At 70.0% G+C, this 13,463-nt stretch carries 11 protein-coding genes; all 11 read right to left on the reverse strand.

Annotated features, from left to right (window positions below):
• Nucleotides 1-36 precede the first annotated feature (36 nt).
• The 11 genes from AQ610_RS13280 to kdpF all read right to left on the reverse strand — a co-directional run bounded on the left by AQ610_RS13280 (nt 37) and on the right by kdpF (nt 13,272).
• Complete coding sequence (locus AQ610_RS13280; RefSeq protein WP_043282105.1) at nt 37-447, reverse strand: group II truncated hemoglobin; 411 nt, start codon at nt 445-447, stop codon at nt 37-39.
• 76 nt (nt 448-523) lie between these two features.
• Nucleotides 524-3,136, reverse strand: coding sequence for an ABC transporter permease (locus AQ610_RS13285; protein ID WP_006025072.1), 2,613 nt, complete (start codon nt 3,134-3,136; stop codon nt 524-526).
• The gene (locus AQ610_RS13290; RefSeq protein ID WP_006025071.1) at nt 3,133-3,750 is read right to left on the reverse strand and encodes a DUF4126 domain-containing protein; all 618 of its coding nucleotides are present in this window, start codon (nt 3,748-3,750) and stop codon (nt 3,133-3,135) included. The genes AQ610_RS13285 and AQ610_RS13290 overlap by 4 nt, the downstream gene beginning before the upstream one ends.
• A 191-nt stretch (nt 3,751-3,941) precedes the next feature.
• On the reverse strand, nt 3,942-4,262 hold the full coding sequence (gene sugE / locus AQ610_RS13295) for a quaternary ammonium compound efflux SMR transporter SugE (RefSeq protein WP_009911759.1): 321 nt from the start codon (nt 4,260-4,262) through the stop codon (nt 3,942-3,944).
• A gap of 130 nt (nt 4,263-4,392) precedes the next feature.
• On the reverse strand, nt 4,393-4,689 hold the full coding sequence (locus AQ610_RS13300) for a putative hemolysin (RefSeq protein ID WP_009911758.1): 297 nt from the start codon (nt 4,687-4,689) through the stop codon (nt 4,393-4,395).
• Nucleotides 4,690-4,774: 85 nt separating this feature from the next.
• Nucleotides 4,775-5,473, reverse strand: a complete 699-nt coding sequence (gene kdpE / locus AQ610_RS13305) for a two-component system response regulator KdpE (RefSeq protein WP_009911757.1) — start codon at nt 5,471-5,473, stop codon at nt 4,775-4,777.
• Complete coding sequence (locus AQ610_RS13310; RefSeq protein ID WP_006025067.1) at nt 5,466-8,483, reverse strand: DUF4118 domain-containing protein; 3,018 nt, start codon at nt 8,481-8,483, stop codon at nt 5,466-5,468. The genes kdpE and AQ610_RS13310 overlap by 8 nt, the downstream gene beginning before the upstream one ends.
• A 118-nt stretch (nt 8,484-8,601) precedes the next feature.
• Complete coding sequence (gene kdpC, locus AQ610_RS13315; protein WP_006025065.1) at nt 8,602-9,183, reverse strand: potassium-transporting ATPase subunit KdpC; 582 nt, start codon at nt 9,181-9,183, stop codon at nt 8,602-8,604.
• A gap of 12 nt (nt 9,184-9,195) precedes the next feature.
• Nucleotides 9,196-11,307, reverse strand: a complete 2,112-nt coding sequence (gene kdpB, locus AQ610_RS13320; protein ID WP_043282102.1) for a potassium-transporting ATPase subunit KdpB — start codon at nt 11,305-11,307, stop codon at nt 9,196-9,198.
• 67 nt (nt 11,308-11,374) lie between these two features.
• The gene (gene kdpA, locus AQ610_RS13325; RefSeq protein WP_006025063.1) at nt 11,375-13,183 is read right to left on the reverse strand and encodes a potassium-transporting ATPase subunit KdpA; all 1,809 of its coding nucleotides are present in this window, start codon (nt 13,181-13,183) and stop codon (nt 11,375-11,377) included.
• Entirely contained in the window at nt 13,180-13,272 is a 93-nt protein-coding gene (kdpF, locus tag AQ610_RS13330) for a K(+)-transporting ATPase subunit F (RefSeq protein ID WP_004550719.1), read from the reverse strand. Before kdpF ends, kdpA begins: the two co-directional genes overlap by 4 nt.
• Nucleotides 13,273-13,463 lie beyond the last annotated feature (191 nt).

Here is a 13,463-nt window from a genome sequence, read left to right on the forward strand (position 1 = left end):
ATTGCGCGCGGCGCGCACGGCAAGCGTACCGGAATTTCAACCGGGACGGTTTCGCATCCAGTCGGCCGTGTCGTGGAACGAGTGCATCAGCCGCTCGCGCAGCGGCTCGCCGAGCCCCACGTCCTGCATCGCCCACGCGATGCAGCGCAGCCACTGGTCGCGCTCGGCCGACGCGATCGGAAACGGCAGATGCCGCGCGCGCAGCCGAGGATGGCCGAAGCGCTCGATGTAGTGATCGGGCCCGCCGAGCCAGCCGCACAGGAACCAGAACAGCTTGTCGCGCGAGCCGTCGAGCGTCGGCGGATGCAGCGCGCGAATGCCGGCGAATTCGGGTTCGAGGTCCATCAGGTCGTAGAAGCGGTCGACGAGCTCGCGCACGCGCGCCTCGCCGACCACGAGTTCGAACGCCGTCGGTTGCGACGGCGCGTCATCGGTGACATCGGTCATACGGAAATCGGTCGAATCGAAAAACAAATCAGGAAATGAACGAGCGGATCGCCCGAAGATACCGCGAGCGCGCGCTTCATGCATCGCGCAGCGACTGCAGCGCAGGCCTGCGCAGCACGCCGCGCAGGCCGAGCCACCCCGCCGCGCCCGCGCACGCGACGCCCGCCGCGATGCCGGCCGGCACGAGCCACGGGTCGGGCGCGAGCTGGAAATCGAACACGCGCGACGCGAGCACCGCGCCGACCGCGAGCGCGTCCGCCGCCGCCATCGCGCCCGCGAGCACGCCGACGACGACGAACTCCGCGCGCTGCACGGCGGCGATCTGCCTGCGCGACGCGCCGAGCGCGCGCATCAGCGCGGCTTCACGCACGCGCTCGTCGCGCGAGCCGGCGAGCGCCGTATACAGCACGAGCACGCCCGCCGCGAGCGTGAAGCCGAACAGGAACTGCACCGCGCCGATCACCTGCAGCAGCACGCGCTCGAGCTGCGCGAGGATCGGCCCGACGTCGATCGCCGTCAGGTTCGGATACCGCGCGATCAGGCCGTCGAGCACGCGCTGCCGCGCGGCCGGCAGGTGGAAGCTCGTGATGTAGGTCGCCGGAAAATCGCGCAGCGCCACGGGCGGCATCAGCACGAAGAAATTCACGCGGAACGTCCCCCAGTCGAGCTTGCGCACGCTCGTCACGGGCGCGTCGACGGTGAGGCCCGTCACGTCGAAGCGCAGCTTGTCGCCCGTCTTCACGCCGAGCGTCTTCGCGAGCCCCGCTTCGATCGAGATCTGCGGCACGCTCGATGCGCCGAACCAGTCGCCCGCGACGAGCCGGTTGTCTTCGGGCAGTTGCGTCGTATACGACAGGTTGAATTCGCGGTCGACGAGGCGGCGCGCGTCGTCGCTCCGGTAATCGTCCGGATTCACCCGCTTGCCGTTCACCGACACGAGCCGCCCGCGCACCATCGGCGACGGCGCCGGATTCGCGATGCCGTTCGCCGCGAGATAGCGGACGACGTCGTCGCGCTGGTCGGGCTGGATGTCGATCAGGAACTGGTTCGGCGCGTCGGGCGGCGTCGACTGCCGCCAGCCGGCGACGAGATCGTTGCGCGTGATCGCGATGAGGAGCAGGCACATCAGGCCGAGCGCGAGCGCGGTGATCTGCAGCGCGCTCGCCGCGCCGCGCCGGTCGAGCGACGCGAGCGCGTAGCGCCAGCCGAGCCCCGCCGCGACGCGGCCGTCGCGCACGAGCCGCGCGAGCGCGAACAGCGCGAGCCGCGCGACGAGCGCGAACAGCACGAGGCTGCCCGCGAAGCCGCCCGCGACGATGAGGCCGAGCGTCAGGTTGCCCGCCGCCGCGATCAGGAGCGCCGCGAAGAGCGCGATGCCCACCGCGTAGCCCGCCCACGCGACGCGGCCGGCGTCGCCCCATTCGCGGCGCAGCACGCGCACGGGCGGCACGCGCGTCAACGGCGCGAGCGGCGGCAGCGCGAAGCCGAGCAGCAGCACGAGCCCCGTCGCGACGCCGATCGCCGCGGGCCACACCGAAGGCGGCGGCAGCACGACGTCGATCAGGCTGCCGAGCGCGCGCAGCAGCACGAGATGGCCGACGTAGCCGAGCGCCGCGCCCGCCGCGCCGCCCGCGACGCCGAGCAGCGCGAATTCGATCGCGAACAGCGCGGACAGCGTGCGCCGGCTCGCGCCAAGGCAACGCATCGCCGCGCAGCTGTCGAGATGGCGGCGCATGTAGCGCTGCGCGGCCATCGCGATCGCGATGGCCGCGAGCAGCGCCGTCAGCAGCGCGACGAGCGTGAGGAAATGGCGCGCGCGGTCGAGCGTCTGCCGCACCTGCGGCTGCCCTTCCTGCAGCGATTCGAGCGCGACGCCGCGCAGCTTGCCGCCGTCGACGCGCGCATGCGCGTAGCGCGCGAACCGCTCGACGGCCGCATCGTCGCCCGCGACGAGGAGCCGGTACGTGACGCGGCTGCCGTAGCCCGTGAGCCCCGTCGATTCGAGCTCGTCCGCGCGCAGCATCACGCGCGGCGAGAAATTGACGAACGAGAAGCCCCGGTCGAGCTCGCGGGTGATCGCCGCGCCGATCGTGAACGTGCGGCCGCCGACGCGCAGCGCGCCGCCGACCTTCAGATGCAGCGCGTCGAGCAGCGACGGGTCGACCCAGACGGTGCCGGGGGCCGGAATCGAACCGGCGGCGCGACCGGGCCCGTTCGCATCGGGCGCGATCTCGACCGCGCCGCGCAGCGGATAGCCCGTGGACACCGCCTTCACGGCCGCGAGCCGCACGGGCGGCGAGCCGCCGCTTGCGCCGGACGTACCGGACGCGGCGGCAGGAGAATCGGGCGGATTGGCTGCGCCGACCATGCTCGGGAAGATCGCGGTCGTCGCGGTCGCGAGGCTAAGCGATCGCGCCTCGCGCGCGAACGCCGGATCGACCGGATGATCGGCCCGCACGACGAAATCCGCGCCGAGCATCCGGCGCGCGTCGCGCTCGAGCCCCTGGCGCAGCCTGTCGGCGAGAAAGCCGACGCTCGTGAGCGCCGCGACGGCCAGCACGAGCGCGAGCGCGACGAGCGTCAACTCGCCCGCGCGCCAGTCGCGCAGCGTCATCCGCCCCGCCTGGCGCAGCAGATCGGCGACGCCGAAGCGGCGGCCGGCCGGCATCGTTTTGCCCGCCGCCGTCAATCGCGCTTGCTCCCGATCGAATTCAGCCGCGACACCATGTGGTTCGCCATCCCGCGAAAGCCGCCCGACACGCCGCGCCAGAGGCGCGGCAGCGCCCACGCGGAGAACGCGAGAAAGCCGATCATCAGCGCGATGAACACGAGCGGCGCGAAGAACGCGAGCGCGAGGCCGCCGACCGTGAGCCCGTCTTCCGTCGTCGACGCGATCCAGTTCGAGATCGGCTCCGGCGACAGGTTGATGAGCGCGCGCGTGCCTGCCTTCGCGATGTGCGCGGAGCCGGCGAGCGTGCCGCCCGCGAGGCCCGCGGCCACGAGGAGCGCGGGATCGGCGTGGCCGAGCGAGGCCGCCGCGAGCACGGCGCCCGCGGGAATCCGGATGAACGTGTGGACCGCGTCCCACAGCGAATCGAACGCGGGAATCTTGTCGGCGAGGAATTCGGCGACCGCGAGCACGGCGGCCGCGCCGATCACCCACGGCGACGTCAGCACCGCGAGCGCGTCGGGCAGGTGGATGAGGCCCGCGCGCGCGAACACGCCCGCGATCAGCACGGTGAGATAGAGGCGCAGGCCGCTCGCCCACGCGAGCCCCGCGCCGAGCGAAATGGCTTCGACCATGTGCTGCCTCCTTGCGCAATGCGCGCGGTTCGAGGGCGGACCGCGCCCGAGCCCGGGCGAAGCGGCCCATCGACCCGCCTGCCCCGCCGGTTCGCGCGCGGCGGCGGGACGTTGTCAGATGGATTTCGCTTCATTATAGACGCGCGCCGCGCGCAACCGCCGCAGCGCCGACGGCGGGGCAAACCCTGCGCTCAGCCCGCCGACGACAGCTTCAGGCCGACGAGCCCGACGACGATCAGCGAAGCGCTTGCAATCCGCGCGAACGTCGCCGCTTCGCCGAGCATCACGATCCCGAAAATGAACGCGCCGACGGCGCCGATGCCCGTCCAGACCGCGTATGCGGTGCCGAGCGGCAGCTCGCGCATCGCGACGGCGAGCAGGCCGAAGCTGCCGAGCGCGGTGACGATCGTGAAGACGGACGGGCCGACGCGCGTGAAGCCCTCGGACGATTTGAGACCGGCCGCCCACGCGATTTCGAGCAGACCGGCGATGAGAAGCCACAACCAAGGCATGCGGAGACTCTCCGTGAATCAAATGGGGTCGTCCCCGTTGGACATCGGCGGCCCAGGGTCGTCCCCGGGCCGCGAAAGTATAACAAGCGGCTTACAATCCTGCCGGCCGGGCCCGCGCCGGCCCGCTCCGTCACTTCGACGCGGGTTTCCTGTCGCGCTGCGCGATCGGCCAGCCGTGCGCATCGAGCTGCACGCAGCGGTCGTCGCGATAGAGCGCCCATTCCTCGCACTCGCGCCCGTCCCTGAACGCGCAGATTCCATACTGGCCGCGCGGGCCGTCGTGGATCACCACCTTGCCGCCCAGCTTTTCGCAATTCACCGACGCCGGATTCGCGAGCGTGGTCGACTGATTCGGCGGCAACGGCTGCGCGAGCGCCGTCGCGGCGGCGATGCCCAATGCGCAACCGAACAGTAGACGGACGAGCATGGCTGACCTCCTCATGTTGTTTGTCGAGCATTCAGCATAAGAGAAAAATGCCCGCCGCGGCGCCGGAAGAACGGGCGCGGCGGCGTCAGCCCGTGCCGACGAGCCGGTAGCCGACGCCCGTCTCGGTCACGATGTGCTGCGGCTGCGCGGGATCCGCCTCGAGCTTCTGCCGCAGATGCGCCATGTAGATCCGCAGGTAATGGTGGCTCTCGACGTGCGTCGGCCCCCAGACGTCGCGCAACAACTGGCGATGCGTGAGCACGCGGCCCGCGTGCCGCACGAGCGTCGCGAGCAGCCGGTACTCGAGCGGCGTCAGATGCACGATCTCGCCGCCGCGCCACACCCGCCGCAGCGCGAGATCGACGCTCACGTCGCCGAACCTCACGACCGGCGACTCGGCCGCGCCGCTCTGGTTGCGCCGCCGCAGGTGCGCGCGGATCCGCGCAAGCAGTTCGGAGACGCCGAACGGCTTCGTCAGGTAGTCGTCCGCGCCCGCGTCGAGCGCGGCCACCTTCTCCTCCTCGTGCGTGCGCGCCGACAGCACGATCACCGGCATCTCGGACCAGCCGCGCAGCTCGCGGATCACGTCGAGGCCGTCGCCGTCCGGCAGGCCGAGATCGACGATCGCGAGGTCGGGCTTGCGGGTCGCGGCCTCGATCAGGCCCTGGCGGCCCGTCTCGGCGTCGAATACCGCGATCCCCTCTTCCTCGAGCGCACTGCGCACGAAACGGCGGATCTGTTTTTCGTCTTCGATCAGGACGACGGTAACGGTCGGTTCACTCATGGGCATGCGGATGTTCGTTGGCTACGGGTGCCGGCGCGCTGCCGTCGCATCGCGGCGCGGACGCCGGCGCGGCCTGGCCGGGCGCAGCGCGGACGCGCGGGTCGGCGGGTTCGTCGGGCGCGCGATCGCCAGTTTCACGCGCATCGGCGGCGCGATCGCCGGGCGTGTGCTCGCCGGCGGCCGCCTCGCCCGCACCGCCTGCCTCGTCCGCAGCTTCGCCCGCTTCGTCTTCCGGCACGTCTTCGCCGGCGCCGGGTTCGGGCGGCGGCGTGTCGACAGGCAGCGTGAACCAGAAGCGCGCGCCCTCGACCTTGCCATCCGGCCCGAGCCGGTTGAGCGCGCCGATTTTACCGCCGTGCGCGTCGACGATCGCGCGGCAGATCGCGAGCCCGAGGCCGATGCCGGGCGTCGCCGATTCCTTCTCGCCGCGCGTGAATTTCTCGAAGATCCGCGCCTCCATGCCGGCCGGCAGCCCCGGGCCGTGGTCGTCGACGAACACGCGCACGAACGGCCGGCTGTCGTCGATGATGCGCTCCGCGCCGATCTCGATCGGCGTGTCGAGCGGCGTGTACTTCGCCGCGTTCTCGAACAGGTTCGCGAAGAGCCGCTCCATCAGCACCGCGTCCATCTGCAGGAGCGGCAGACCGGCGGGCAGCCGCACGCGCGCCGGATGACGCGCGAGCACGCGCTTGCACGCGGCGAGCGCCGCGCCGACCGTCTCCTCGAGCAGTGACCACTGGCGCTTCAGTTGCAGGCTGCCCGCCTGCAGCCGCGCCATGTCGAGCAGGTTCGTGACGATCCCCGTCATCCTGAGCGCCTCGTCGTGGATCGATTCGACGAGTTCGTCCTCGCGCGCGGACGAGGCGCCGCCGCCGCCGCGCGCCGCGCCGCGCGCGTTCGCGAGCATCGACGACAAGCCGACGATCGCCGTGAGCGGCGTGCGCAGATCGTGCGAGATCGCCGACAGCAGCGAGTTGCGCAGCCGCTCCGATTCCATGTTGACGAGCGCGTCGCGCGCGATCTCGACGTAGTGAACGCGCTCGACCGCCAGCGCGATCTGCGCGGCGAACGCGTCGAGCATCCGCTGCTGCTCGGGCACCTCGAGCTCGCCCGGGTCCTTCGTGACGACGGCGAGCACGCCGCGCGTGCGCATCGGCGCCTTCAGCGGCAGATAGAGCGCGGTGGCCGCGGGCAGCGTGTCGGTGCCGTGCCCGGCCGGCTTCTGCTGGTCGTACACCCATTGGCCGACGTCGATGTCGAGCGCCGCGCCCGTGATCGTCACCGCCTCGTCGGGGTTCTCGATCTTCTGCTGGACCTTGTCGCCGCTGTCCGGCAGCAGGATCGCGACGCGCGCGCGGAACACCTCGGACACGTGCCGGCTGCCGATCTCGACGATCTGCTCGGCCGTGAGCGCGGCCCCGAGCTCGCGCGCCATCGCGTACATCGCGCCCGTGCGGCGCTCGCGCCGCTGCGCGAGCGCCGCGCCGCGCGTGAGGCTCGACGTCAGATGGCTGATCACGAGCGACGTGAGCAGCATCCCGAAGAAGGTCAGCAGGTACTGCGTGTCCGTCACGGAGAACGACATCCGCGGCGGCACGAAGAAGTAGTCGAACGCGGCGACCGACAGGAACGACTGCACGACGCCCGGCCCGCGCCCGAGGCGCACCGCCGAGAACACGACGCCGAGCAGGTACAGCATCACGAGGTTCGTCAGGTCGAGATGGTCCTGCAGCAAGTTCGCGACGCCCGTGATCAGCGCGCAGATCGCGGCCGCGTAGCCGTAGTTGCGCGGCGCCGAGCGGCCGACGACGACGCTCGAGAACGCGTCGCGCCACGCGCGCGCGCCCGGGTCGAGCGGCGTGCGCGCGTCCTCGCCTGCCGACGCGCGGATCAGCATCAGGTCGACGTCGCCCGCGCGCTCCGCGAGCTGCTCGCCGAACGGGCGCGAGAAACGGCGCAGGATGCCCGCCTTCGACGAGCCGCCCGCGACGATCTTCGACACGTTGCGCACCTGCGCATAGCCGATCAGCGCGGCCACCGCGTCCGCGCCCGTGAGCGTCGCCGTCTCGGCGCCGAGCTCGGCCGCGAGCTTCAACGCGTTGAGCGTGCGCTGCCGGATCGCGTCGGGCAGCCGCGCGAGCCGCGGCGTCTCGACGTACACCGCGAGCCAGTCGGCCTTCAGGCTCGCCGCGAGGCGCGCGGCCGCGCGCACGAGCGTGGGCGCCTCGGGCCCCGCGCCCACGCACACGAGCAGGCGCTCGCGCGCCTGCCAGATCCGCTGGATCGAGCGGTCCGCGCGGTACTCGCGCATCTGCGCGTCGACGCGGTCGGCCGTGCGGCGCAGCGCGAGCTCGCGCAGCGCGATCAGGTTGCCCTTGCGGAAGAAGTTGCGCACCGCCCGCTCGGCCTGCTGCGCCATGTAGACCTTGCCTTCGCGCAGCCGGCTCAGCAGCTCCTCGGCGGGCAGGTCGACGAGCGTGACTTCGTCGGCGACGTCGAACACGCGGTCGGGCACGGTCTCCCACACGCGGATGCCCGTGATCGCGCCGACCACGTCGTTCAGGCTCTCGAGATGCTGGACATTGACGGTCGTGTAGACGTCGATGCCCGCGTCGAGCAGTTCGTACACGTCCTGCCAGCGCTTCAGGTGGCGCGCGCCCGGCACGTTCGAGTGCGCGAGCTCGTCGACGAGGACGAGCTGGGGGTGGCGCGCGAGCGCCGCGTCGAGATCGAACTCGCCGATCGTGCGGCCGCGATAGTCGATCTGCATGAGCGGCAGCACGTCGAGCCCGTCGAGCAGCGTCGCCGTCTCGCTGCGGCCGTGCGTCTCGACGATGCCGACGACGACGTCGACGCCCTCCTGCTTGCGCGCGCGCGCGGCGAGCAGCATCGCATAGGTCTTGCCGACGCCCGCCGACGCGCCGAAGAAGATCTTCAGCTTGCCGCGCTGCTGTTTTTCCTCTTCCCGCTGGATCTTGTCGAGAAGCTGGTCAGGATCGGGACGGTTCATGCGAGGCCGAGGTCTCCGGTTGGCGGCTGAATTTCATTGTCGTTCCAAAACGCCCCAAAAGGAAAGGACGGCGCGTCGAACGCGTCGTCCGGAACTCGGAGCGGCGCGCCGCGCTTCTTCAATGCGCGGTCTGCGCGGCGTCGAGCGCGAGATTGAGCTTCAGCACGTTCACGCGCGGCTCGCCGAGCACGCCGAACTGGCGGCCCGCCGTATTGTCGGCGACGAGGCGGCGCACGTCGGCCTCCGGCAGCTTGCGCGCATGCGCGACGCGCGCGACCTGATAGTCGGCCGCGGCGGGGCTGATCTCCGGATCGATGCCGCTCGCCGACGCCGTCACCAGATCGACGGGCACGGGCTGCGACAGATCGGTGCCCGCCGCCTTCAGCGCGTCGAGGCGGCCCTTCACCTGATCCTTCAGCGAAGGGTTCAGCGGCCCGAGATTCGAGCCGCCCGAGCCCGTCGCGTTGTACGGCATCGGGCTCGTCGCCGACAGGCGGCCCCAGAAGTACTGCGGCGCGTCGAACTGCTGGCCGATCAGCGCGGAGCCGACGACCTTGCCGCCCTTCTCGACGAGGCTGCCGTTCGCCTGCGACGGGAACACGGCCTGCCCGAAGACCGTCATCACGGCCGGATACGCGAGCCCCGTGACGGCGGCCAGCACGACGAACACGACGATGAGCGGACGAAACAGTGATTTCATGACGATGTTCCTTTAAACCCAGCCGAGCGCGGCGAGCACCACGTCGATCAGCTTGATGCCGACGAACGGCACGAGAATCCCGCCCAGCCCGTAGACGAACAGATTGCGGCGCAGCAGCGCCGCGGCGCCGAGCGGACGGTACTTCACGCCCTTCAGCGCAAGCGGAATCAGCAGCACGATGATCAGCGCGTTGAAGATCACGGCCGACATGATCGCCGACGCGGGCGTTGCGAGACGCATCACGTTCAGCGCGTTCAGTTGCGGATACGTGGTCGCGAACGCTGCCGGGATGATCGCGAAGTATTTCGCGATGTCGTTCGCGATCGAGAACGTCGTGAGCGAGCCGCGCGTCATCAGCATCTGCTTGCCGATCTCGACGATCTCGATCAGCTTGGTCGGATTCGAGTCGAGGTCGACCATGTTGCCCGCTTCCTTCGCGGCCTGCGTACCGGTGTTCATCGCGACGGCGACGTCGGCCTGCGCGAGCGCCGGCGCGTCGTTCGTGCCGTCGCCCGTCATCGCGACGAGCCGGCCCGCCGCCTGGTGCTCGCGGATCGTCGAGAGCTTCGTCTCGGGCGTCGCTTCCGCGAGGAAATCGTCGACGCCCGCTTCCGCCGCGATCGCCGCGGCGGTGAGCCGGTTGTCGCCCGTCACCATCACGGTCTTGATGCCCATCTTGCGCAGCTCCGCGAAGCGCTCCTTGATGCCGCCCTTCACGATGTCCTTCAGCTCGATCACGCCGAGCACGCGCGCGGCCTCGCCCCGCTTCTCGGCGACGACGAGCGGCGTGCTGCCGCGGCGCGCGACGTCCGTCACCGCGCTCGACACCTCGGCCGGGAAGCGTCCGCCGTGGCTCTCGACGTACTTCTTCACCGCATCGGCCGCGCCCTTCCTGATTTCACGGTCCGGCGCCCCGGCGGAAGTCCCCGTGGGGGACAGGTCGACGCCGCTCATGCGCGTCTGCGCGGAGAACGACAGGAACACCGCGTGCAGCGCGCCCATGTCGCGCTGGCGAATGTTGAAGCGCTCCTTCGCGAGCACGACGATGCTGCGGCCTTCCGGCGTCTCGTCGGCGAGCGACGACAGTTGCGCGGCGTCGGCGAGCATCACCTCCGTCACGTCGGGCGCGGGCAGGAACGCCGACGCCTGCCGGTTGCCGAGCGTGATCGTGCCCGTCTTGTCGAGCAGCAGCACGTCGACGTCGCCCGCCGCTTCCACCGCGCGGCCCGACGTCGCGATCACGTTCGCCTGCATCATCCGGCTCATGCCCGCGACGCCGATCGCGGACAGCAGGCCGCCGATCGTCGTCGGGATCAGGCACACGAGCAGCGCGACGAGCGCGGTGATCGTCACGACGTGGCCCGCCTTCATCGCGTCGACCGAGAACATCGAGAACGGCAGCAGCGTCGCGGTGGCGAGCAGCATCACGATCGTCAGCGCGACGAGCAGGATCGTGAGCGCGATCTCGTTGGGCGTCTTCTTGCGCTTCGCGCCTTCGACCATCGCGATCATCCGGTCGAGGAACGCCTCGCCGGGGTTCGCCGTCACCCTGGCGACAATCCAGTCGGACAGCACGCGCGTGCCGCCCGTCACCGACGAGAAGTCGCCGCCCGATTCGCGGATCACGGGCGCCGATTCGCCGGTGATCGCCGATTCGTCGACCGACGCGACGCCTTCGATCACCTCGCCGTCGGCGGGAATCGTGTCGCCCGCCTCGATAAGCACGACGTCGCCGCGGCGCAGGTCCGACGCCGTCATGATGCGCACGGGCGACTTCGGATGCGGCTCGTTGAGCTTCTTGGCCATCACGTCCTTCTTCGCGCTGCGAAGCGACGCGGCCTGCGCCTTCGAGCGGCCCTCGGCGAGCGCCTCGGCGAAGTTCGCGAACAGCACCGTGAACCACAGCCACAGCGCGACCGCGAGAATGAAGCCCGCGGGCGCCTCGGCCTGCCCCATCAGCGCGGCGATCCAGAGGATCGTCGTCAGGATGCTGCCGACGTACACGCAGAACATCACCGGGTTGCGCAACTGCGTGCGCGGCGTGAGTTTCTTGAACGAATCGACGATCGCCGGGCGCACGAGCACCGGGTCGAACATCGATCGCGTAGCGGAATGTTGAGTCATTGCAATCCTCAGATGCGCATCGCCAGTCCAGTGGCTTTGCGCGAGTCCTCTCGTGTCGTATGCGTGTTCAATGCGCGCCGACGAACAGCATCAGGTGTTCGACGCCCGGGCCGAGCGCGAGCGCCGGCACGTACGTGAGCGCGCCGACGAGCAGCACCGTGCCGAGCAGCAGCACGACGAAGAGCGGGCCGTGCGTCGGCAGCGTGCCGCTCGTCGCGGCGATGCGCTTTTTCGCGGCGAGCGAGCCCGCGATCGCGAGCACCGGCACGATCGTGCCGAAGCGGCCGAACCACATCGCGATCGCCGTCATCCAGTTGTAGAACGGCGTGTTCACCGAAAGCCCCGCGAACGCGCTGCCGTTGTTGTTCGCGGCCGAGCTGAACGCATACAGGATCTCCGAGAAGCCGTGCGGGCCGGGGTTCGCGATGCCCGCGCGGCCTGCGTCGGCGAGCACGGCGATCGACGTGCCGACGAGCACGAGCAACGGCGTGAGCAGCACGACGATCGACACCATCTTCATCTCGTACGACTCGATCTTCTTGCCGACGTACTCGGGCGTGCGGCCGATCATCAGGCCCGCGACGAACACCGCGAGGAGCGCGAACACGAGCATCCCGTAGAGACCGGAGCCGACGCCGCCGAAGATCACTTCGCCCAGTTGCATCAGCAGCATCGGCACGAGGCCGCCGATGGGCGTGAGCGAATCGTGCATCGCGTTCACGGCGCCGCACGACGCGGCCGTCGTCGCGACGACGAAGATGCCCGTCTGCGCGATGCCGAAGCGCGTTTCCTTGCCTTCCATGTTGCCGCCCGCCTGCAGCGCGCTCGCCGTCTGATCGACGTTCAGCGATGCGAGCACGGGCGTGCCGCCCTGCTCGGCGCTCGTCTCGATGCCGATCGCCACCGCGAGCGCGACCGTCATCGCGGCGAGCACCGCGACGCCCTGCCGGCGGTCGCCGATCACGTTGCCGAACACGAGGCAAAGCGCGGCCGGAATGATCAGGATCGAGAAGATCTCGAGGAAGTTCGAGAACGGCGTCGGGTTCTCGTACGGATGCGCGGAATTGCCGTTGAAGAAGCCGCCGCCGTTCGTGCCGAGCATCTTGATCGCTTCCTGAGAGGCGACCGGGCCCATCGCGAGCGTCTGCGACTTCACGGGCGTCGTCACCGTCACCGGGTTGCCCTGCGCGTCCTTGAGCGGATTGCCCTGCGCGTCGAGCTTCGGCGCCGCGTAGGTCGTCGCCTGCAGCGTCGGCACGTCCCGGTACGCCTTCATGTTCTGGATCACGCCCTGGCTCATCAGCAGCGCGGCGATGATCGCGGCCATCGGCACGAGCACGTACAGCGTCACGCGCGTCACGTCGACCCAGAAGTTGCCGATCGTTTGCGCGGTGTGGCGCGCGAAGCCGCGGATCAGCGCGATCACGACGACGATGCCCGTCGCCGCCGACAGGAAGTTCTGCACGGTCAGGCCGAGCATCTGCGTGAGATAGCTGACGGTCTGCTCGGGCGTGTAGTCCTGCCAGTTCGTGTTCGTCACGAACGACACGGCGGTGTTGAACGCGCCGTCGACCGTCATCGGGCCGAAGCCTTGCGGATTGCCGGGCAGCAGGCCCTGCACGCGCAACAGCGCGTAGAGGAACAGCACGCCGAGCGCGTTGAACGCGATCGTCGCGAGCGCGTACTGCTTCCAGCTCATCTCGGTGCGCGGATCGACGCCCGCGATCCGGTAGAGCACGCGCTCGAGAGGGCCGAACACGCGCACGACGGCCGACGAGCCGTCCATCACGCGCGTCAGATAGCGCGAAACCGGCACCGCCGCCGCGATCAGGACGACGATGAAGATCGCCGTCTGCAACAGGTTGTTCGCGTTCATTCGATGTCCTCCGCGCGCAACAGCGCGTAGACGAGATACGCGAACAGCAGGAACGTCGACGCCCCCGCCAACCACAACATCCAGCTCATGAACGCCCCCCGCGACCGTATTGCGCAAGCTTCTCGCAACCGGCGATCAGCGCGAGTATCAACCCCGTGAAAAGCGCCAGACCGCCTATGTAAACCGCATCCATTTTTGTTTCTCCGTGTCCCAGATCGGACCGGTGAAACGTTAGAGGATTGCGTGTAAAGGGCGGGTCAAAGGTTCGTGGAGGGATGTA

This window comes from Burkholderia humptydooensis, assembly GCF_001513745.1.
Lineage (GTDB): Bacteria > Pseudomonadota > Gammaproteobacteria > Burkholderiales > Burkholderiaceae > Burkholderia > Burkholderia humptydooensis.